Origin of the sequence: Achromobacter sp. Root565 (assembly GCF_001427425.1) — a bacterium.
Taxonomy (GTDB): Bacteria; Pseudomonadota; Gammaproteobacteria; order Burkholderiales; family Burkholderiaceae_B; genus Achromobacter; species Achromobacter spanius_D.
Window position 1 is genome coordinate 691,981 of the sequence record NZ_LMGO01000001.1, and the last position, 20,520, is coordinate 712,500.

A 20,520-nucleotide genomic window follows, 5' to 3' on the forward strand; every position below is an offset into this window, starting at 1 on the left:
CGCGCCGCGTTCTTGCACTTTAAGCGATATAGATCCCGCCATTGACCTGCATGACCTCGCCCGTCACAAATGACGCCAGCGGCGAGCACAGGAACGCGATGGTCCCCGCGATCTCCTCGGCGGTACCGAAGCGGCGCAGCGGCGTGCTCTCCAGCAATTGCGCGCCCTTCTGCCCGATCAGGTCGTGCGTCATCGACGTGGCGATGATGCCGGGCGCCACCGCGTTCACGCGGATCTGCGGAGCCAGTTCCAATGCCAGGCTGCGGGTGAAGCTTTGGACCGCGCCCTTGGACGCCGAATAGGCGGCGTGCGCATAGCTGCCGCGCTGCGCGGCCAGCGACGTCAGAAGGACGATCGAACCGTCGTGGCGCAGATGGCGCTGGGCAGCGCGGCACACGTAGAACGTGCCGTCCAGGTTGACGCGCATCAGCGTGCGCCAGGACTCGTCGCTGGTGTCCTTGACGAGCTGTTCGGGATAGATGCCGGCGCAATGGACCAGATGATCCAGTCCACCGAAATGTCTGGCAGCCGCCTCGAACACCCGTTCGCAATCGTGCGACACCGACACGTCCAGCGCATGCGTGTAGACGCGCTGCCCGCTGGGATCGAGTTCTGCCGCCACCTCCTCCAGCCGTGCGTTGTCGATGTCGGTCAGCACCAGCCGCGCGCCGTGCGCGGCCATGAGGCGCGCCGTGGCCAGCCCGATGCCGTTGCCCGCGCCGGTGATGGCGGCAACCTGCCCCTCAAACGAAATCATTCTGTCTCCTGACGCTGTTTTTAGCGGTCCGCGGCGCTGTCGCGGCAACGGTGCGAATTCTGATTGAACTGCTGAATCCGTTGCTTGACACGAGAAAAACGCCTGGCCTATGATTTATCGGACAACTTGATAAAGTTGCCTGACAACTTGTACGGAAAGCGTAAATCAACTGACGCTTTCAGGCAAGTCAGTCAGAAAAACACGGCGACACGCCGCATAAACAGGCAGGGGACAACCAGGTGAACTTCACCGGCAGCATGACCGCATCCGCGCCCTCGGCACGTCCGATGGCGCACCTTCAGACGCCCCGGCGGCTTCATGCCCTGCCCGGCTGGCGTTTCGCTCCGGCGCCTCGCGCGTCCGTGGCCGCCGCCATCCCCCCGTCTTCGCTCTCCATCGCTGTTGCGCCCTTGCGGCGCGCCGGCGATGCGGCGTGCGCGCCTGCCTGACCCACGCAATCACCACACTCCCGTTCCACGGAGGAGACACGCATGAAATTGGCTTTCACCACCGGTCTGCTGTGCCTGGCCGGACTCGCCGCCACCGCCCACGCCGCACCCGTCAAGATCGGCCTGATCGAAACGCTGTCGGGCCCGCAGGCCTCTACCGGCCTGATGTTCCGCGCCGCCGTCAAATACGAGCTGGACCGCATCAACGCCGCCGGCGGCTGGAACGGCCAGCCGCTGGAACTGGTGGAGTTCGACAACCAGGGCGGCCCAGTGGGCGCCTCGGACCGCTTCCGCGCCGCTGCCGCCGAGGGCGTGCAAGTGCTGGTGCAAGGGTCGTCGTCGGCGATTTCGGGCCAACTGACGGAAGACGTGCGCAAGCACAACCTGCGCAACCCCGGCAAGGAAATCGTCTTCCTGAACGTGGGCGGCGAGGCGCTGGAGCTGACCGGCCAGAAGTGCCATTTCTATCACTTCCGCTTCACCACCAACGCCGACCTGCGCGTGAAGGCGCTGGCCTCGGTGATGTCGGCCGACGGCACGCTGGGCAAGCGCGTGTACGCCATCAATCAAAACTACTCCTGGGGCCAGGACATGGAAGGCGCGACCGAGCGCTTTGCCAAGGACTACGGCTACGAGGTGGTGGGCAAGACGCTGCACGAGGTCAACAAGATCCAGGACTTCGCGCCGTACGTGGCGCGCATCCGTTCGGCCACGCCGGACACCGTGATCACCGGCAACTGGTCCAACGACCTGCTGCTGCTCATGAAGGCCACGCAGGCCGCCGGCCTGAAGGTGCGCTTTGCCACGGTGTTCCTGGATCAGGTGGGCAACCTGGCCAACGCCGGCGAGGTCGCGATGGGCCATTACATCGCGCATCCGTACAACATCGAGGCGGCGGGCGAGGAAGGCGCGAAGTTCGCCGAGGACTACAAGTCCAAGACCGGCCACTACCCCAGCTACACCGAGCCGCAGACCGTGATCGGCGTGCGCTTCCTGGGCGAAGCCCTGAAGCAGGTCAAGCCCAAGGACGGCAAGCTGTCGGTGCCCGAACTGGCCGTGGCGCTGGAGCAGGTGACTTACAAGTCGGCGTTGGGCGATTACACGATGCGCGCCGAAGACCACCAGGTGCAACTGCCGATGGTCGTGTCCAAGGTCGGCAAGAACGCCAAGTACAAGGCCGACGGCACCGACATGGGATTTGAACCCGTGAAGGTCCTGGCCGCGGCGGACGTGTCCGCGCCGGTGCAGGCAACCTGCAAGATGCAACGTCCGAAGTGATGCCGGCACGGCGGCCTGTGCGCTGAAATGCGCGCGCGCCGCCGCCGGCACATGACAAGCGCACTCCCGGCGCGGGCCGGAAAAGAACAACGTGCGCAATCGCTCGCGGGACGCCCGGCGTCCCGCGCAAGAATCCTGGAGCGGACATGGAATACTTTACCGTCTCGCTGTTGAACGGCGTGATCTACGGCCTGCTGCTATTCATGGTGTCGGCAGGCCTGACACTGATTTTCGGAATGATGGGCGTGCTGAACTTTGCGCACGCCTCGTTCTACATGATTGGCGCCTACGCCGCCTATACGCTTACGCCCGTCACGGGCTTCTGGGCGGCCCTCGTGCTGGCCACGATCATTTCGGGCGTGCTGGGCATGGGCGTCGAACGCTTTTTCCTGCGCCGCGTGCACAAGTTCGGCCACGCGCAGGAGCTGCTGGTGACCTTCGGGCTGGCGTTCATCGTCGCGGAGTTGGTCAAGCTCTTTTACGGCGACTTTCCCGTCGACTACCGCGTGCCGCAGTTCCTGAACTTCGCGGCGTTCCGCGTGTTCGACGCGGACTATCCGTTCTACCGACTGCTGATGGGCGGGGTGTCGATCGCGATGTTCGCAGTGATCTACCTGCTGCTGTCGCGCACCCGCGTGGGCATCGTGGTGCGCTCGGCCATCTATCGCCCGCGCATGGCCGAGGCGCTGGGCCACAACGTGCCGCTCGTCTTCATGAGCGTGTTTGGCGTGGGCGCCGCGATGGCGGGCCTTGCCGGCGCGGTGGCGGGCGCGTTCTACACCACCAACCCGAACATGGCGCTGGAGCTGGGCGTGCTGGTGTTCGTGGTGGTCGTGGTCGGCGGACTGGGTTCACTGGAAGGCGCAATGATCGCGTCGCTCTTGATCGGTCTGATCAGCTCGTTCTCGGTCGGCATCGACGCCAGCCTGGCCACGCTGTTCGGCCTGTTCGGCGCGCGTGACTGGGCCGAAAGCGTGGGTGGCCTGATGACCGTGAAGATATCCAGCCTGGCCGCAACGCTGCCCTTTCTGCTGATGCTGGTGGTGCTGCTGGTCAAACCGTCGGGCCTGAAGGGAGAGCAGGCATGAGCCATACCGCGACTTCCGCCGGCCGCGCCACGGGCGCGCTGCTGTTGATTCTGTGTGTTGCCGCGCTGTGCGCGCTGCCCTGGCTGCTGCCTGCCGGCCAGCTCGTGGCGGCCGTGCAGATGCTGATCGCCGCCTTGTTTGCGTGCGCCTTCAATTTGCTGGCCGGTCAGGGCGGCATGCTGTCCTTTGGCCATGCCGCGTACTTCGGCGTCGGCACCTTTGCCACCATCCACGCGATGAATGCGCTGGGCGGCGCGGGCCTGCTGCCCACGCCCCTGATGCCACTGGTGGGCGGCGTGGCCGGGCTGCTGTTCGGCCTGGTCGCCGGCTGGTTCGCCACCATGCGATCGGGCGTGTACTTTTCGATGATCACGCTGGCGCTGGCCGAACTGCTGCACGCGCTGGCGCCGCACCTGAAGAGCGTCTTCGGCGGCGAGGCAGGCGTGTCCGCGATGCGCATGCCGGCTTGGGGCTTTACCTTCGGCTCCGACATCGAGGTGTACTACCTGGTGCTGGCGTGGGTGCTGGTGTCGCTGGCCGCGCTGTATGGCCTGACGCGCACGCCGCTGGGCCGACTGACGCTGGGCCTGCGCGAGAACGCCAACCGCCTGCGCTACCTGGGCTACCGCCCGCACGCGCTCAAGACGATGGTGTTCGCGCTGTCGGCGATGTTTGCCGGCATCGCGGGCGGCCTGCAGGCGCTGAATATCGAGGCCGGCAACTACGTGCTGTTCGAGGTCAAGCTGTCCACCGACGCGGTGCTGTTCGCCTACATCGGTGGCGTCAATGCGTTCCTCGGGCCGGTGCTGGGCGCGTCCATCCTGACGTTCCTGTCGCAGACGCTGGCCGACATCACGCGGTCGTGGCTGCTGTACCAGGGCGTGCTCTTCGTGCTGGTGATGCTGTTCGTGCCGGACGGTCTGGTCGGACTGGTGCAGCGCGCGGCCAAGTCGCTGCGCGAGCGTGGCCTGGCCAACTGGCTGCCGCGCGCCGCGGTGTCGGTGGCCGGCGGTCTGCTGCTGACCGGCGCCACCGTGTTCACCGTGGAACTCTTGCAACGCATGTTCGCGCGAGACTACCGCGCCCTGCTCGCCATGAACCCCGAGGCCGGCTGGCCCGCCATCCCGCTGTTCGGCCAGGAGTGGGCGCCGCTCGCCGTTTCCACCTGGCTGGTGCCGTTGGCGCTGTTTGCCGTTGGCCTTGCCGCCTGCCGCTGGGCGCTGGCCCTGTGGCGCGACGCCGGCGAAGCCGCCCCCCTGTTGGAGCCCGCCAAATGAGCCACGACATCCTGACCCTGACCGACGTGCGCAAATCCTTTGGTGAAGCGCAGATCATCCGCGGCGTGAACCTCGCGATCGAAGCCGGCGAACGCCACGCCGTCATCGGTCCCAACGGCGCGGGCAAGTCCACGCTGTTTCACCTGATGTCGGGCTCGTTCGCGCCCACGTCGGGCGACATCAGCCTGCGCTCGCGATCCATCGGCGGCCTGGCGCCCGAGGCCATCAACCGGCTCGGTCTGGCGCGCTCGTTCCAGATCACCAACGTGTTCCCGCGCCTGTCGGTGCGCGAGAACCTGCGGCTGGCGGTGCTGCGCATGCATGGGCTGGTCTACAACTTCTGGCGGCCCATCGCGCGCAACCGCGCCGTCAACGAAGACGTGGATCGTCTGCTGGAAAAAGTGCGGCTGACGGCCAAGCAGGACACCGCGGCCGGCGACCTGAACTACTCCGAGCAGCGCTCGCTGGAAATCGGCATGACGCTGGCCTCGCGCCCGAAGGTGATTTTGCTGGATGAACCCATGGCCGGCATGTCGCAACACGAGGTCGATTACACGGTTGAACTCATCAAGGACGTGACGCGCGACTGCACCCTGCTGATCGTCGAGCACGACATGCAGGTGGTGTTCTCGCTGGCCGATCGCATCAGCGTGCTGGTCTATGGCGAGATCCTGGCCACCGGCACGCCCGCCGCGATCCGCGGCGACGCCCGCGTGCGCGAGGCCTACCTGGGAGAGGAAACGGTATGACGACGCAATCCCCCCTCTTGTCCCTGCAGGGCGTGCATGCCCACTACGGCAAGAGCCACATCCTGCACGGCATCGACCTGTCGATCGGGCGCGGCGAAGTGGTCAGTCTGCTGGGCCGCAACGGCGCCGGCCGCTCCACCACCATGAAAAGCATCATGGGCCTGGTGGACGTGACCGGCGGCCGCATCGCCATCGAAGGCCGCGACATCACCAATAAGCGCCCCTTCGAAATTGCACGCGCCGGCCTGGCCTTCGTGCCCGAGGAGCGCGAGGTCTTCGCCAACCTGACGGTGGACGAGAATCTGCGCATGGGCGAGCAGCCCCGGCGCGACGATGCGCCATACTGGACCGTGGCGCAGATGTTCGACTACTTCCCGCGCCTGAAGGAACGCAGCAGCACGAAGGCGGGCAACCTGTCGGGCGGCGAGCAGCAGATGCTGACCATGTGCCGCTCCCTGCTGGGCAATCCCAAGGTCATCCTGATCGACGAGCCCACCGAAGGCCTGGCGCCCAAGATCGTCGAAGTGATCGCCGACGTCATCCGGGATATCCACAAGCAGGGCGTGTCGGTGGTGCTGGTGGAACAGAAGCTGACGATTGCGCTGAAGGTGTCCACGCGCGTGAGCGTGATGGGCCACGGGCGCATCGTGTTCGAAGGACCGCCCGCGCAGCTCCATGAGCGGCAGGACGTCGTCCAGGAATGGCTGGCGGTCTAGCCCGCCTACATACTCATCCATTACAGGCACACATCGTGGACAACACCACTGAAGTCATCCATCCGGAGCTGCGCGGCCAGGCGGTCGTCATCACCGGCGGTGCGAAGGGCATCGGCTACAGCACGGCGCTGGCCTTTGCCCGCCAGGGCGCTCGCGTCGCGCTGCTGGACATGGACGCCGCCGCGCTGGAGGCGGCTGTTGCAAGTCTGGCGGCCACGGGAACCGGCGCGCAGGCCATGGCCGTGCAGGCGTCCGTCACCGACGCCGACGCGGTCGAGCGCGCCTTCGCGCAGGTAGCAGAGACCTGGGGCGGCATCGACGTGCTGGTCAACAACGCCGGTATCTCGGCCAACAAGCCCACGCTGGAGGTCACCGTGGACGAATGGCGCCGCGCCGTGGATATCAACCTGACGGGCGTCTTCCTGTGCGCGCAGGCCGCGGGCCGGCGCATGGTGCCGGCAGGGTCCGGCAGCATCATCAACCTGGCCTCCATGTACGGCGTGGTGGCGGCGCCCGACCGCGCGGCCTACTGCGCAACGAAAGGAGCGGTGGTGCTGCTGACCGAGACGCTGGCCGTCGAATGGGGCCCCGCGGGCGTGCGCGTCAACGCGCTGGCCCCGGGCTACGTCGAGACCGACCTGGTGCGCGACCTGGCGGCACGCGGCCGGCTGGATCCCGAACGCCTCAAGCAACGCACGCCGCTACGCCGCATGGCGCAGCCGGCCGAAATGGCCGACCTGGCGGTCTTCCTGGCCTCGCGCCAGGCCGCTTACATCACCGGACACACCTTGGTGGCCGACGGCGGCTGGAGCCGCTACAGCTACCTCTGATTGCCCCGACGCTCAAAAACATTCTGGAGATTCATTCATGGCCACCTACCAACCGCTTGAGCCCCAGGCGCCCTGGCGGCAACTGACGGCCGACGCCTCGGACTGGCAGCAGGCTGACCCCGCGCTGCTCGGCACGATGCTGACCCAACTGCACTGGATCCGCGCTTTCGAGGAAGCCGTGCTGGAACTGGCCGCCGAAGGCCTGGTGCACGGCCCCGCGCACTCGTCCGTGGGCCAGGAAGGCGGCGCCGTCGGCTCGGTGCTGGCGCTGGGCGCCGGCGACCAGATCAACGGCTCGCATCGGGGCCACCACCAGTTTCTGGCGAAGGCGCTGCAACACGTCGCGCCCCGCGGGCTGGATCCGCGCAACCCGCTGACGCCCGCCATCGACGAAGTCCTGCACAAGACGCTGGCCGAGATCATGGGCCTGGCCAACGGCTATTGCCGCGGCCGCGGCGGCAGCATGCATTTGCGCTGGCTGGAAGCCGGCGCATTGGGCACCAACGCGATCGTCGGCGGCGGCGTGCCGCTGGCCGCCGGCGCGGGCTGGGCGCACAAACACGCGGGCACGGACCGCGTGGCCGTGACGTACTTCGGCGACGGCGCGGTCAACATCGGCTCTGTGCTGGAAACGATGAACCTGACCGCCGCATGGAAGACGCCGCTGTGCTTCTTCATCGAGAACAACCGCTACGCCGTGTCCACGACCGTGGAAGAATCCACCGCCGAGCCGCGCCTGTCCGCGCGCGGCCTGGCCTTCAACATTCCGTCCTGGAAAGTCGATGGCATGGATCCGCTGGCCGTGTACCTGGCCATGTCGGAAGCGGTGGCGCACATGCGCGCCGGTAAGGGTCCGACCATCGTCGAGGTGGACGTCTACCGCTTCTTCCACCAGAACGGCCCGTTCCCCGGCAGCGCCTTCGGCTACCGCACCAAGGACGAAGAGGCGCAGTGGCGCCAGCGCGATCCGCTGGACCGCATCGCCTCGGAAATGATTGCCCGCAAGCTCGTCACGCAGGCCGAAGTGGATGCCCTGCGCCAGCGCTGCAAGGACGTGATGAAGGACGTGTCCGGCCGCCTGACGGAAGCCGCCGACGGCGGCAAGCGCCGCGTGCGCGCCGACCTGTGGCCCAGCCCGGATTTCCGCGACGTGGGCCTGCGCAGCGACGGTTCAGAACTGACCGGCCTGCGCTACCAGGAAGCCGCGGACCACCCCGGCGCCAAGGCGACGCGCAAGTTCGTCGATGCAGTCGCCGACGTGCTGGACCGCCGCATGGAAACCGACCCGGGCGTCGTCGTGCTGGGCGAAGACGTGCATCGCCTGAAGGGCGGCACCAATGGCGCCACGCGCGGCCTGAAAGACAAGTACCCGGACCGCGTGCTGGGCACGCCGATCTCCGAGAATGCCTTTGCCGGCCTGGGCGGCGGACTGGCCATGGACGGCCGCTACAAGCCCGTCGTGGAATTCATGTACCCGGACTTCATGTGGGTCGCGGCCGACCAGATCTTCAACCAGATCGGCAAGGCGCGCCACATGTTCGGCGGCGACATCGACGTGCCCTTCGTGCTGCGCACCAAGGTCGCGATGGGCACGGGCTACGGCTCGCAGCACTCGATGGACCCGGCCGGCATCTTTGCCACGGCGCCCGGCTGGCGCATCGTTGCGCCGTCCACGCCGCACGATTACGTGGGACTGATGAACACGGCGCTGGCGTCCAAGGATCCGGTGCTGGTCATCGAGCACGTGGATCTGTATGCGTCGTCGGGCGACGTGCCCGATGGCGATCTGGACTACGCCATTCCCTTCGGCAAGGCCCGCGTGCGCCGTGAAGGCAGCAAGGTCACCATCCTGACGTACCTGTCCATGGTCAGCCGCGCGCTGGCGGCCGCCGAACAGGCAGGCGTGGACGCCGAAGTCATCGACCTGCGCACGCTGGATCGCGCCAGTCTGGACTGGGACACCATCGGCGCCAGCATCCAGAAGACCAACAACGTGCTGATCGTGGAGCAAGGCGCGCGCGGCACGTCCTACGGCGCCATGCTGGCCGACGAGATCCAGCGCCGCTACTTCGACTGGCTCGACCAGCCGGTCAAGCGCGTCACGGGCGGCGAGGCCTCGCCCAGCATCTCGAAGGTGCTGGAACGCGCGGCGTTCGCCGACACCGACGAGGTGATGTCGGGCCTGGCCGACGTGCTGGCCGATCTGGGGGAACCCTCATGAGCGCCCTGCACATGACCGTGCCGATGGAAGTCGGCATCTGCTGCGCGGACCTGGATGCGCTGGCCGCGTTCTACACCAGCGTCATGGGATTGACGCTGGTGAACCGCGTGACGGTGCCCGCCGACAAGGCGCGGGCAACGGGCCTCACGGCGCACGGCTATGACGTCGCGCGCCTGCAGACGCCATACGGCGAGCGCATCAAGCTGCTGCAACCGGCCGCGGCGCCCAAGCCTGCGGTGCGCGGCGCGGCGATTCTGGACCGCCAGGGCGCCGCTTACCTCACCTTCATCGTGCGCGACCTGCGCGGCGTGGTGCGCGATCTGCAATCGAAGGGCGTCGTCTTCGACAGCGCGCCCGCGCCCATGGAAGTGCGGCCCGGCACGTGGCTCGCCTTCTTCCGCGACCCCGAAGGCAATGTGCTCGAACTCGTCGAATACGACGACCCCGCCGCGTACCGGCCCGACCTGGCCGGCGCCGCTGAATAGGAAGAACACCGTGGCATACCTCATCAAGCTCCCTTCTGTAGCCGCCGACGCCTCGGGCGGCATCCTGCACCAGTGGCTCAAGCAGGAAGGCGACCGCGTTGCCGTGGGCGACGCGCTGGCGGAAGTCGAAACCGAAAAGGCCATCGTCGAGATCAACGCCGAACAGGCCGGCGTGCTGGGCCGCATCGTGGTCCAGGCCGGGCCGGCGTCGGTGCCGATCAATACGGTGATCGGCGTGCTGGTCGCGGACGGCGAGGACGCGGCGGCGATTGATCGTGCGCTGGCTGAGCACGGTGGTGCGAAGGTGGCTGCTGCGCCGTCTGTTGGATCCGCTGCTGGCGGGGCAACGGGTGCCTCGGCCGCGCACGCCGCATCCTCGACCGCAGCCGTCCCCGGCGGCCGGCTCTTCGCCAGCCCCGTCGCCCGGCGTCTTGCCGCGCAATGGCATGTCGACCTGCTGGGCGTCACCGGCACCGGCCCGCATGGCCGCATCGTGCGGCGCGATGTTGAAGCCGCGCGCGACCGTGCGCTGGCCGCAGCACCCGCCGCCGCGCCGCTTGCTGGCCGGCCGGCCGCACGCCGCGTGCCGCACACCGGCATGCGCCGCGCCATCGCGCGCCGCCTCACCGAAAGCAAGCAGCACGTGCCGCACTTCTACCTGACGGTCGACTGCCGCATGGACGCGCTGCTGGCCCTGCGCGCGCAGGCCAACCACGGCGGCGCGGTCAAGCTGTCGGTCAACGACTTCATCGTGCGCGCCGCCGCGCTGGCGCTGCGCGAGGTGCCCGAGGTCAACGCGTCCTGGCACGACGACGACATCGAATACCACGCCGGCGCCGATATCTCCGTGGCGGTGGCCACCGACGGCGGCCTGGTCACCCCCATCGTGCGTGACGCCGACGTGAAGTCCCTGTCCGTCATCGGGGCAGAGATCGTCGAGCTGGCCAAACGCGCCAAGGTCAACCGCCTGAAGCCCGAAGAGTTCACCGGCGGCTCGCTGACGGTCAGCAATCTGGGGATGTACGGCGTCAGCCAGTTTGCCGCCATCATCAACCCGCCGCAGGCCGCGATCCTGGCCGTTGGCGCAGCCGAACGCCGGCCGGTGGTCGACGCCGACGGGCAGCTGGTTGCCGCCACCGTCATGACGGTGACACTGTCGGCCGACCATCGCGTGGTGGACGGTGCGGTCGGCGCACGCTGGCTGGCCGCGTTCCGCGCGCTGATCGAAAACCCCGTGCGCATCCTGCTGTGAGCCCCGCCATGACGAAGACGAGTTTTGATCTGGTGGTGGTGGGCGGCGGCCCGGGCGGCTACGTGGCCGCGATCCGCGCCGCGCAGTTGGGCATGTCGGTCGCGCTGGTCGAGCGCGCCGAACTGGGCGGCATCTGCCTGAACTGGGGCTGCATTCCCACGAAGGCCCTGCTGCACAGCGCCACCGTGCTGCGCGCCTGCCGCGAGGCCGCGCACTATGGCGTGACGGGTGCGGGCGAGGCGCGTCCCGATCTGGCCGCCATGGTCGCCCGGTCGCGTAAAGTCGCCGGCCGGTTGGGCCAGGGCGTGACGCATCTGATGAAAAAGGATGGCGTGACGGTGTTCGCCGCCAGCGCCAGGCTTGCCGGGTCCGGCAAACTGGCGCTGGACAACGGCGCCACGCTGTCGGCCAAGCACATCATCCTGGCCACCGGCGCGCGCGCCCGCGACCTGCCGGCGCTGCCTGCGGGCGAACGGATCTGGGCGTACCGGCAGGCGCTGGTCCCGACCGAGATCCCGAAGTCGCTGCTGGTCGTGGGCGCGGGCGCCATCGGCGCCGAGTTCGCCAGCTTCTATCGCGCGGTCGGGGCCGAGGTCACGCTGATCGACATGACGCCGGAGATCCTGCCGCAGGAAGACGCCGAGATCTCCCACCTGGCGCGCAAGGCCTTTGAGAAGCAAGGCATCCGCGTGCTGACCCGTTGCGCGGTGACGGCCTCGTCGACCACGGCCGACGGCGTCAAGGTCACGCTGGAGCACGAAGGCAGGAAGCTCGACCAGACCTTCGACCGCGTCATCGTCGCCGCGGGCATCGTCGGCAACGTCGAGAACCTGGGACTGGAGCAGACGCGCGTCAAGGTCGAAAAGACGCACATCGTCACCGACGACCTGTGCCGCACCGGCGAGCCCGGCGTCTACGCGATCGGCGACGTGGCCGGCGCCCCATGGCTTGCCCACAAGGCCAGCCACGAAGCCGTGCTGTGCGTCGAGGCCATCGCCGGTCTGCCCGTGCACGCCATCGATCCGCTGCGCATTCCCGCCTGCACGTATTCCTACCCGCAGGTCGCCAGCATCGGCATGACCGAAGCCCGCGCGCGCGAACACGCCAGCAAGACAGGCGGCGAAATCCGAGTTGGAAAATTCACCTTCGCCGGCAACGGCAAGGCGATCGCCATGGGCGAGGACCAGGGCCTGGTCAAGACGGTGTTCGACGACAAGTCAGGCGAACTGCTGGGCGCGCACATCATCCACCCCGAGGCGTCCGAGCTGATCACCGGCTATGGCGTGGCGGCATCGTTGGAAGCGACCGAAGAAGACCTGATGCACACCGTGTTCGCCCACCCGACGCTGTCGGAAACGCTGCACGAATCGGTGCTGGCGGCGTTCGGACGAGCGCTGCACGCGTAGCGGTTGTCCACAGGTGTCAGACACCCTAGCGCCACCGCGCCATCCTGACGAGCATCTCCCCAGGGTGTCAGACACCTGAGCCGAATCGGTGCTCAATGACGGTGTCTGACACCTGCGCGCATCAAATCCGACCCGCGTAAAAATCCAGGAAGCACGCGATGCGCCGCGACAGCTGCGTATTGCGGTGATACACCGCGTGCATCGGCTGCAGGTGATCGGTGTATTCGCTTTCCAGCACCTTCACCAGCCGCCCGGCCTCGATATCCTCGCGCACGACGAAGTCCGACAGGCACGCGATGCCGACGCCACGCAGCGCCAGTTGCCGCTGCGTTTCGCCGCTGGACGTTGCAAGCGTCGGCGTCGCCTGAAAGCTGGAACCGCCGGCATGGCGCAGCGGCCACAGGTTCAGGCTTTCCGGTTGCGTGAAACCCAGCAATTCGTGATCCGCCAGATCCTCCACGGTGCGCGGCGCGCCACGCCGCGCGATGTAATCGGGGCTGGCCATCATCCAGCGCGGCGACGGCCGCAGCGCGCGCGCGTGCAGCGTGGAATCGGTCAGCGGCCCCATGCGCAGCGCAACGTCGGTGCGATGCTCCATCAGGTCCACGATGCGGTCGTTGCTGGTGAGTTCCAGCGAGATCTCCGGATACGCGCGCCGAAACTCGGCGACGTGAGGCACCACGCAATGCAGCATCACCGGCACCGACGCGTCAACGCGCAGACGCCCCGCAGGCCGCTGATGCACCATGCGCATGCACTCCTCGGCCTCTTCAAGCGCCGCCACGATCTGCCGCGCCTTCGGCAGAAAATGCCGCCCCTCTTCGGTCAGCTCCATGCGGCGCGTGGTCCGGTTCAGCAGCGTGACGCCCAGGTCTTCCTCCAGCCGCTGCAAGCCCCGGCTGACGCCGGATGCAGTCTGGCCGAGCATTTCGGCGGCGGCGCTGAGGGAGCCGGCGTCGACCACGCCGAGGAAGAGGCGCAAGGCTTCGGAGTTCAGGGACATTTATTGCGCTCCGGTTGGGGGTCGCTGAATTTTATCGGCACGATCACCGAAACCCACGCGCTTAACAAGTGCAGTTCGCGACTGCCAGCCGCTCAGCACAAAAGAAAAAAACGGCGCCCAAAGCGCCGCTTTTTTCATCAATCCGCCATCAACCGATCAGCGCTTGCCCTTCAGCTTGAGCTGCGACAGGTCGCGCACCGCGCCGCGGTCGGCCGACGTGGCCAGCGCCGCATACGCCTGCAGCGCCTGCGACACCACGCGTTCGCGGCCCACCGGCTCCCAGCCGTCGGCGCGCGCGTCCATGGCGGCGCGGCGGCGGGCCAGTTCGTCGTCGGAAACCGCCAGGTGCATCTTGCGGTTGGGGATGTCGATCTCGATCGTGTCGCCTTCTTCGACCAGACCGATCGCGCCGCCTTCGGCCGCTTCCGGCGAGGCGTGACCGATCACCAGGCCCGACGAGCCGCCCGAAAAGCGGCCATCGGTGAAGAGCGCGCAGGTCTTGCCCAGGCCCTTGGACTTCAGGTAGGACGTGGGATACAGCATCTCTTGCATGCCGGGGCCGCCCTTGGGGCCTTCGTAGCGGATCACCACCACGTCGCCCGCCACAACCTTGTCGCCCAGGATGCCTTCCACGGCGTCGTCCTGGCTTTCGAAAACGCGCGCGCGGCCGGTGAAGACCCACTGGGACTCGTCCACGCCGGCCGTCTTGACGATGCAACCCTTTTCAGCGAGGTTGCCGTACAGCACGGCCAGGCCGCCGTCCTTGGAATAGGCACTTTCCTTGCTGCGGATGCAGCCCGTCTTGCGGTCGGTGTCCAGCGTCAGGAACGTGGCGTCCTGGCTGAAGGCGACCGTGGTCGGGATGCCACCGGGGGCTGCGCGATAAAACTTTTTGGCTTCTTCGCTTGCGCTGCCGGCCACGTCCCATTGCTGGATGGCGTTGCCCAGCGTGCCGCTATGCACGTTGCCGCAGGACAGGTCCAGCAGGTCGGCGCGCGCCAGTTCACCCAGGATGCCCAGGATGCCGCCGGCGCGGTGCACGTCTTCGATGTGGTACTTGTCGGTAGCGGGCGCCGCCTTGCACAGGCACGGCACCTTGCGCGAGATGCGGTCGATGTCGGCCATGGTGAAATCCACACCGGCTTCCTGCGCCGCAGCCAGCAAGTGCAGCACGGTGTTGGTCGACCCGCCCATCGCCACGTCCAGCGCCATCGCGTTCTGGAACGCGCTCTTGGTGGCGATGCTGCGCGGCAGGACGGATTCGTCGTCTTCGACGTAGTAGCGGCGGCACAGGTCCACGACCAGGCGGCCCGCTTGTTCAAACAGGCCCTTGCGCCAGGCGTGCGTGGCGACAATGGTGCCGTTGCCGGGCAAAGCCAGACCGATGGCTTCGGTCAGGCAGTTCATCGAGTTGGCCGTGAACATGCCGGAACAGGAGCCGCAGGTCGGGCAGGCGCTACGTTCGATTTCGGCAACCTCGGCATCCGACACCTTGGGGTCGGCGGCCTTGATCATGGCGTCGACCAGGTCGATCTTGGCGATGACAGTGCCGTCGGTGGGCGACTTGACCTTGCCCGCTTCCATCGGACCGCCCGACACGAACACGACCGGGATGTTCAGGCGCATGGCGGCCATCAGCATCCCCGGGGTGATCTTGTCGCAGTTGGAGATGCAGACCATGGCGTCGGCGCAGTGCGCGTTGACCATGTATTCCACCGAGTCCGCGATGAGTTCGCGCGACGGCAGCGAATACAGCATGCCGCCGTGACCCATGGCGATGCCGTCGTCCACGGCGATGGTGTTGAATTCCTTGGCGACGCCGCCGGCGGCTTCGATTTCCTTGGCCACCAGCGCGCCCAGGTCGCGCAGGTGCACGTGGCCCGGAACGAACTGCGTGAACGAGTTCACCACGGCGATGATCGGCTTGCCGAAGTCGCCATCCTTCATGCCGGTGGCGCGCCACAAGGCGCGGGCGCCGGCCATGTTGCGGCCGTGGGTCGAGGTGCGGGAACGGTAGTGCGGCATGATCTGTCTCAGGCTGTAGCTGTTAGCGTGGGCGGCAAAACGGTAAATAATACGCTGGTTCCGCGCCCGGCCGCCCCGCGACCGTGCTGGAACGGACACGCGTCCGTCAGGCGAACGTCAGGCGGCCCCCACGCCCCGCGCCGCGAATGCGCTGGGTGACTCGCCCAGCGCCTTGCGGAACATGGCCGCAAATGCGCTCGGGCTTTCGTACCCCAGGTCCAGCGCCACATCCAGCACGCGATCGCCCCGCGCCAGCCGCTCCATCGCCGCCAAGAGCCGTGCCTGCTGGCGCCAGCGCCCGAACGTCATGCCCGTATGGCGCACAAAAAGCCGGTGCACCGTCTTGGGATCCACGCTCAACGCCCGCGCCCAGTCCGCAGCCCCGTCCTGACGCTCCGGATTCCGCACGATGGCGCGGCAGATGCGCGCAAGACGCGGTTCCGACGGCTGCGGCAGATGCAGCGGCAGCGCGGGTTCCTGGCGCAGCTCGTCCAGCAGCAGCATCATCAGCCGCCCATCGCGCGTATCCGGCGCCCAGTCCAGTGGCACCTCGGCCGCGGCCGCCATCAGCTCGCGCAGCAAGGGCGACACGGACAAAACGCAGCATTGCGCCGGCAAGTGCGTCGCAGCGCCCGGCTCGACAAAAACGGTGCGCATGCGCGGTTCGCCGCTCATGCGGATGCCGTGCGACACCCACGCCGGCACCCAGACGCCGCGCGTCGGCGGCACCACCCAGATGCCCGCGTCCGTATCCACCACCATCACGCCCGACATCGCATACACCAGTTGCCCGCGCCGATGGCGGTGGCGTTTGACGCGGTGACCGTCCGGATAGTCCACGGCCAGCCCCGCCACCGGACGGCGCGAGGATTCGTAGGGATAGAGGTCGGGTTCGGCCACCATGGGAGCCTTGCGGGACGCCGTCATGGCGTTCGCCCCCCCAACGCCAGCAGCGCGTCCTGCAGATGCCGCAGTCCGCGGCTGAGCGGTTTGTCGCGCCGCAGGACGATCGCCAGATCGCGCGACAGGCGCGGCGTCAGCGAGCGCACTTCGAGCGCCTCGCGCCTTCCCGCGCCCGATACCGCGAGCCGGGGCAATACCGCGCAGCCGAGTCCCGCGCCCACGATTTCCTTCATCGCCTCCGTGCTGCCCAATTCCATGATCGGCTTGGCCGCCACGCCCGCCGCCTCGAACCAGTCGTCCACCAACCGCCGCGTGCGTGCGCCCGGCTCGAACAGCACCAGCGGCAGCCGCGCCAGCGACTGAGGCGTCACCACCTCGGGAATGGCGGCCGCATCGCGCGACGGAAAGATCGCCACGAACTCGTCCTCCATCACCGGCGTCGCCTGGAACATGCGACCCGGCGCCGGCAGCGTGATCAGCACGATATCCAACGTATTGGCCTCCAGCCCGCGCAGCATGTCCGCCGTATTGCCCGTGCTGGCCACGATATCCAGCGCCGGAAACCGCTGCCGCAGATCCGCCAGCACCGGCGGTAGCAGATAGGTGCACGCCGTGGCGCCCGTGCCAAGCCGGATCCGCCCCGAGACCTGCGATGCGTGCGACGACATCGCCTGCTCGGCCTGCGCCACCGCGCCGTCGATCACGCGGATGTGGGCCAGCAATTCCCGCCCCGCTGCCGTCGGTCCCGCGCGCCGCCCGACGCGCTCCACCAGCTTCAATCCAAAACGCCGCTCCAGTTGGCGGATCTGCAGGCTGACCGCGGGCTGCGTCACGCCCCCGCGCTCGGCGGCGGCGGAAAAACTGCCTAGTTCGATGACCTGCGCGAATGTGCGCAAGTGGTCCAGATTCAAGCCGCGCATGGCCATACCAAAGTTTTGCTTATAAAAATCATAATAGACCAAAGCTTTATTAATGGTTTGCGTTGGCTCACACTGGCGTTTTCGATTAGCCACCCCGGCCATTCCATGTCGCCTCATTCGCCCACCGTCCTCATCCGCGACAGCGCGGAAGCCGATCTGCCCGCCATCAAGACCATCTACGCACATCACGTGGAGCACGGCACCGCGTCCTTCGAGCTCGAGCCGCCGTCCATCGCCGAAATGCGCCAACGCCGCGCCGGCGTCCTCGAAAAAGAGATGCCCCACCTCGTCGCCGAGATCAACGGCGAAGTCGTCGGCTATGCCTACGTCACCGCCTACCGCCCGCGCCCCGCCTACCGGCACACCGTCGAAGACTCCGTCTACGTCAAGGCCGGCCGCGCCGGACTGGGCATCGGCGGCAAGCTGCTCGCCGCACTGGTCGAGCGCTGCACCGCCGCCGGCTGGCGCCAGATGGTGGCCGTGGTCGGCGACAGCCGCAACGCCGCCTCGCTTGCCCTGCACGCCAGCCAAGGCTTTCACCCTGTCGGCACGTTACGGTCCGTGGGACACAAGCACGGCGAATGGCGCGACACCGTCCTCATGCAGCGCAGCCTCGGCGAAGGCGACACCACGCCCCCGCAACGCCCATGATCCGCCCCCGCGCCGTCATCTGCCTGGGTCTCACCCAGCTCGTCGGCTGGGGCGTCACCTTCTACCTCATCGGCGCCCTCGGCCCGGCCATGACAGCCGACCTGGGCTGGAGCACCGCCACGGTCTACGGCGGCTTCTCCGCCGCCATCGTCGTCATGGCCCTCGTCTCGCCCGCCGCCGGCGCCGCGGTGGACCGCTGGGGCGGACACCGCGTCATGCCCGCTGGCGCCGTCCTGTCCGCCCTGGGCTGCGCCCTGCTCGCCATCACCCATTCGCACGCGCTCTACTTCGCCGCCTGGGCCGCGCTCGGCGTCGGCATGCGCCTGTGCCTGTACGACGCCGCCTTCGCGGCGTTGGCCCGCGCAGCCGGCCCCGCCGCGCGCCGCCCCATGTCCCAGATCACCCTCTTCGGCGGCCTGGCGTCCACGGTCATGTGGCCCATCGGCCACTTCCTCGCCGAATGGCTGGGCTGGCGCGGCGCCGCCCTGGTCTACGCCGCGCTCGCGCTAGCCACCGTCCCCCTCTACCTGGCCCTGCCCCGCCGCCGCTACACCGCGTCCGCCACCGACGGCGGCAAGGCCTCCACGGGCCTCACCCGCACCGCCGCCGAACGCCGCCTTGCTGGCATCCTGTACGCCGCCATCGCGATGCTGACCAACTTCCTGGCCGCCGGCAACGCCGCCCACCTCTTCTCGCTGCTGACCGGCCTTGGCCTGACCACCGCCGCCGCCGTCACCGTCGCCGCCTTATGGGGCATCGGCCAATTCGCTGCCCGACTGGGCGACGTCCTCGTCGGCGCCCGCCTGCATCCCCTGACGCTCAACCTGGCGGTAGGCCTGGCTCTCCCCCTGTGCTTTCTGCTCGCCCTCGTCCCCGGCGGCAACCTCTACGCCACCGCCGCCTACACCCTGCTCTATGGCGCCTGCAACGGACTCATGACCATCACCCGCGGCACGCTGCCGCTGGCGCTCTTCGACTTTCGCAGCTATGGCGCGCTGGTTGGATCGCTGCTGATCCCCAGCTTTCTACTCACCGCCGCCGCGCCGGTTGCGTATGCGTTTGTCATCGAGTGGCAGGGCGCGAAAGCGGCAATGATGGCGTCCGCAGCGCTAGCCGCGGCCATTGCGGTTGCGGCGGGGATGCTGAGATGGCGGTTTATCGGGCGGGTGAACGACGCAGCGAAGACCGTCGCGTCTGGCGTTGTGCCAGCGGCGCGGGATGGTGTTTGAGCGCTGGCGTTCTTGGGACGGTGTCAGACACCCAGGAGGCGGTGGCGCAAGATGGACGGGCGTTTCTGTAGGGTGTCAGACACCTCGAGTGGTTCTGGGCGGTGACAGACACCCAAACACACCGCAGCCACGCGCGAAGCGTCATCACCAAACGCAAGACACCGCGTAAGCCCCGCCAGGCCGCCCGCGCGGCCGTCGTGGGGCGGACCCCGCAAGATGCTTCAAACAGCCCGGACGCAGGCAAGAACCTCAAGAACCCGATTCGCCCCAGCGCCCGCCAAGCTGAAACCACCAGAGCCCGGCGTGTCGTCGGCCTGGGGCGCGCGGGGCGTGTAGATGCGCCCGAGGGAATCTGAAGGGAAGGCCGAAGGCCTGGACGAAGATGACGAAGGGGCAGTCCGGAGCGAAGGCTCCGGACCGCAATCGTAGCCCCGCGCCGAAACAACGAGCGCCTCAAGAACCAACCCCATGGCACCAAAGCGGCCAAAACTTCAAACCACAAACCAATGCAAAACCATCAGCGCTTCCACCTTCCAAGCACCAGAAAATGATCAGCAGCTCACCCCTCAGCCGCCGAAGCCACCACCCACTTCTCCCACCCGATCTTCCTCAGCTTGCAAGCCGGACACTCCCCGCACCCATACCCCCAATCATGCCGAGCCCCCCGCTCCCCGAGATAACACGTATGGCTTTCCTCGACGATCGTCTCCACCAACGCATCCCCCCCGAGCGCATACGCCAACGCCCAGGTCTCAGACTTATCGATCCACATCAACGGCGTCTCAATCGTCACCCGTGACCCGAGCCCCAGCCCCAACGCCACCTGCTGCGCTTTGATCGTGTCATCCCGGCAATCCGGATAGCCGGAGAAATCCGTCTCGCACATCCCCCCCACCAACACATCCAGCTGACGCCGATACCCCAGCGCCGCCGCCAGCGTCAGAAACAGCAGATTGCGCCCCGGCACAAACGTATTCGGCAAGCCATTCGCCTGCATTTCGATTGCCCGGTCGCTAGTCATGGCCGTATCGCCCACCTGCCCCAACACCTTCAGGTCCAGCAAATGGTCCTCGCCGAGACGCGCCGCCCAGTCCGGAAAATTGGCCCGGATCTCGCGCAGCACATTCAGCCGTGCCGACAGTTCGATGTGATGGCGCTGTCCGTAATCGAAAGCGACCGTCTCCACATGCGCGTAGCGATCCAGCGCCCAGGCGAGACAAGTGGTGGAATCCTGCCCGCCCGAAAACAGCACGAGCGCGCGACGTTGATGATTTTGCATAA

18 protein-coding genes are annotated in these 20,520 nt (G+C 67.5%); 12 read left to right on the top strand and 6 right to left on the bottom strand.

Annotation, left to right across the window (positions count from 1 at the left end; genetic code table 11):
• Positions 1–19 precede the first annotated feature (19 nt).
• Entirely contained in the window at positions 20–757 is a 738-nt protein-coding gene (locus ASD71_RS03050; RefSeq protein ID WP_056559744.1) for an SDR family NAD(P)-dependent oxidoreductase, read from the bottom strand.
• A 491-nt stretch (positions 758–1,248) separates the two neighbouring features.
• On the opposite strand from ASD71_RS03050, the gene ASD71_RS03055 reads away from it, so the two are divergent.
• The 10 genes from ASD71_RS03055 to lpdA all read left to right on the top strand — a co-directional run bounded on the left by ASD71_RS03055 (position 1,249) and on the right by lpdA (position 12,508).
• Positions 1,249–2,484 (top strand): branched-chain amino acid ABC transporter substrate-binding protein, encoded by a 1,236-nt coding sequence (locus ASD71_RS03055; RefSeq protein ID WP_056559746.1) that lies wholly within the window; start codon positions 1,249–1,251, stop codon positions 2,482–2,484.
• A 146-nt stretch (positions 2,485–2,630) separates the two neighbouring features.
• Positions 2,631–3,572 carry a branched-chain amino acid ABC transporter permease gene (locus ASD71_RS03060; RefSeq protein ID WP_056559748.1) on the top strand — a complete coding sequence of 314 codons (942 nt, stop codon included), beginning with the start codon at positions 2,631–2,633 and terminating at the stop codon, positions 3,570–3,572.
• Positions 3,569–4,849 carry a branched-chain amino acid ABC transporter permease gene (locus tag ASD71_RS03065; protein ID WP_056559750.1) on the top strand — a complete coding sequence of 427 codons (1,281 nt, stop codon included), beginning with the start codon at positions 3,569–3,571 and terminating at the stop codon, positions 4,847–4,849. The genes ASD71_RS03060 and ASD71_RS03065 overlap by 4 nt, the downstream gene beginning before the upstream one ends.
• Positions 4,846–5,598, top strand: a complete 753-nt coding sequence (locus ASD71_RS03070; RefSeq protein WP_056559752.1) for an ABC transporter ATP-binding protein — start codon at positions 4,846–4,848, stop codon at positions 5,596–5,598. Before ASD71_RS03065 ends, ASD71_RS03070 begins: the two co-directional genes overlap by 4 nt.
• On the top strand, positions 5,595–6,314 hold the full coding sequence (locus tag ASD71_RS03075; protein WP_056559753.1) for an ABC transporter ATP-binding protein: 720 nt from the start codon (positions 5,595–5,597) through the stop codon (positions 6,312–6,314). The genes ASD71_RS03070 and ASD71_RS03075 overlap by 4 nt, the downstream gene beginning before the upstream one ends.
• 35 nt (positions 6,315–6,349) lie before the next feature.
• Positions 6,350–7,144, top strand: coding sequence for an SDR family NAD(P)-dependent oxidoreductase (locus tag ASD71_RS03080; protein WP_056559755.1), 795 nt, complete (start codon positions 6,350–6,352; stop codon positions 7,142–7,144).
• A gap of 37 nt (positions 7,145–7,181) precedes the next feature.
• A complete protein-coding gene (locus ASD71_RS03085) occupies positions 7,182–9,365 on the top strand; it encodes a thiamine pyrophosphate-dependent enzyme (RefSeq protein ID WP_056559757.1) in 2,184 nt (727 codons plus the stop codon).
• The gene (locus ASD71_RS03090; protein ID WP_056559760.1) at positions 9,362–9,850 is read left to right on the top strand and encodes a VOC family protein; all 489 of its coding nucleotides are present in this window, start codon (positions 9,362–9,364) and stop codon (positions 9,848–9,850) included. Before ASD71_RS03085 ends, ASD71_RS03090 begins: the two co-directional genes overlap by 4 nt.
• Before the next feature lie 10 nt (positions 9,851–9,860).
• Positions 9,861–11,102, top strand: a complete 1,242-nt coding sequence (locus tag ASD71_RS03095; RefSeq protein WP_056559762.1) for a pyruvate dehydrogenase complex dihydrolipoamide acetyltransferase — start codon at positions 9,861–9,863, stop codon at positions 11,100–11,102.
• 8 nt (positions 11,103–11,110) lie between these two features.
• A complete protein-coding gene (gene lpdA / locus ASD71_RS03100) occupies positions 11,111–12,508 on the top strand; it encodes a dihydrolipoyl dehydrogenase (protein WP_056559764.1) in 1,398 nt (465 codons plus the stop codon).
• Positions 12,509–12,629: 121 nt separating this feature from the next.
• On the opposite strand, the gene ASD71_RS03105 is transcribed toward lpdA, so the two are convergent.
• From ASD71_RS03105 to ASD71_RS03120, 4 genes are all read right to left on the bottom strand, one after another.
• Positions 12,630–13,511 carry a LysR family transcriptional regulator gene (locus tag ASD71_RS03105; RefSeq protein WP_056559766.1) on the bottom strand — a complete coding sequence of 294 codons (882 nt, stop codon included), beginning with the start codon at positions 13,509–13,511 and terminating at the stop codon, positions 12,630–12,632.
• A gap of 156 nt (positions 13,512–13,667) precedes the next feature.
• Positions 13,668–15,536, bottom strand: coding sequence for a dihydroxy-acid dehydratase (gene ilvD / locus ASD71_RS03110; RefSeq protein WP_056559768.1), 1,869 nt, complete (start codon positions 15,534–15,536; stop codon positions 13,668–13,670).
• A 117-nt stretch (positions 15,537–15,653) separates the two neighbouring features.
• Positions 15,654–16,463, bottom strand: coding sequence for a helix-turn-helix domain-containing protein (locus tag ASD71_RS03115; protein WP_056559770.1), 810 nt, complete (start codon positions 16,461–16,463; stop codon positions 15,654–15,656).
• A complete protein-coding gene (locus ASD71_RS03120) occupies positions 16,460–17,359 on the bottom strand; it encodes a LysR family transcriptional regulator (protein ID WP_200949352.1) in 900 nt (299 codons plus the stop codon). Before ASD71_RS03120 ends, ASD71_RS03115 begins: the two co-directional genes overlap by 4 nt.
• 105 nt (positions 17,360–17,464) lie before the next feature.
• Here ASD71_RS03120 and ASD71_RS03125 point away from each other — a divergent pair, with 105 nt between their 5' ends.
• Both ASD71_RS03125 and ASD71_RS03130 read left to right on the top strand, forming a co-directional pair.
• Positions 17,465–18,010, top strand: a complete 546-nt coding sequence (locus ASD71_RS03125) for a GNAT family N-acetyltransferase (protein WP_056559774.1) — start codon at positions 17,465–17,467, stop codon at positions 18,008–18,010.
• Complete coding sequence (locus tag ASD71_RS03130; RefSeq protein WP_056559776.1) at positions 18,007–19,239, top strand: MFS transporter; 1,233 nt, start codon at positions 18,007–18,009, stop codon at positions 19,237–19,239. Before ASD71_RS03125 ends, ASD71_RS03130 begins: the two co-directional genes overlap by 4 nt.
• A gap of 559 nt (positions 19,240–19,798) precedes the next feature.
• On the opposite strand, the gene queC is transcribed toward ASD71_RS03130, so the two are convergent.
• A complete protein-coding gene (gene queC, locus ASD71_RS03135; protein ID WP_056319804.1) occupies positions 19,799–20,518 on the bottom strand; it encodes a 7-cyano-7-deazaguanine synthase QueC in 720 nt (239 codons plus the stop codon).
• Positions 20,519–20,520: the final 2 nt, after the last annotated feature.

Coding starts and splice junctions, on each gene's coding strand:
- ASD71_RS03050 (WP_056559744.1), bottom strand. CDS start 757: ATGATTTCGTTTGAGGGGCAGGTTGCCGCCATCACCGGCGCGGGCAAC.
- ASD71_RS03055 (WP_056559746.1), top strand. CDS start 1,249: ATGAAATTGGCTTTCACCACCGGTCTGCTGTGCCTGGCCGGACTCGCC.
- ASD71_RS03060 (WP_056559748.1), top strand. CDS start 2,631: ATGGAATACTTTACCGTCTCGCTGTTGAACGGCGTGATCTACGGCCTG.
- ASD71_RS03065 (WP_056559750.1), top strand. CDS start 3,569: ATGAGCCATACCGCGACTTCCGCCGGCCGCGCCACGGGCGCGCTGCTG.
- ASD71_RS03070 (WP_056559752.1), top strand. CDS start 4,846: ATGAGCCACGACATCCTGACCCTGACCGACGTGCGCAAATCCTTTGGT.
- ASD71_RS03075 (WP_056559753.1), top strand. CDS start 5,595: ATGACGACGCAATCCCCCCTCTTGTCCCTGCAGGGCGTGCATGCCCAC.
- ASD71_RS03085 (WP_056559757.1), top strand. CDS start 7,182: ATGGCCACCTACCAACCGCTTGAGCCCCAGGCGCCCTGGCGGCAACTG.
- ASD71_RS03090 (WP_056559760.1), top strand. CDS start 9,362: ATGAGCGCCCTGCACATGACCGTGCCGATGGAAGTCGGCATCTGCTGC.
- lpdA (WP_056559764.1), top strand. CDS start 11,111: ATGACGAAGACGAGTTTTGATCTGGTGGTGGTGGGCGGCGGCCCGGGC.
- ASD71_RS03105 (WP_056559766.1), bottom strand. CDS start 13,511: ATGTCCCTGAACTCCGAAGCCTTGCGCCTCTTCCTCGGCGTGGTCGAC.
- ilvD (WP_056559768.1), bottom strand. CDS start 15,536: ATGCCGCACTACCGTTCCCGCACCTCGACCCACGGCCGCAACATGGCC.
- ASD71_RS03115 (WP_056559770.1), bottom strand. CDS start 16,463: ATGACGGCGTCCCGCAAGGCTCCCATGGTGGCCGAACCCGACCTCTAT.
- ASD71_RS03120 (WP_200949352.1), bottom strand. CDS start 17,359: ATGCGCGGCTTGAATCTGGACCACTTGCGCACATTCGCGCAGGTCATC.
- ASD71_RS03125 (WP_056559774.1), top strand. CDS start 17,465: ATGTCGCCTCATTCGCCCACCGTCCTCATCCGCGACAGCGCGGAAGCC.
- ASD71_RS03130 (WP_056559776.1), top strand. CDS start 18,007: ATGATCCGCCCCCGCGCCGTCATCTGCCTGGGTCTCACCCAGCTCGTC.
- queC (WP_056319804.1), bottom strand. CDS start 20,518: ATGCAAAATCATCAACGTCGCGCGCTCGTGCTGTTTTCGGGCGGGCAG.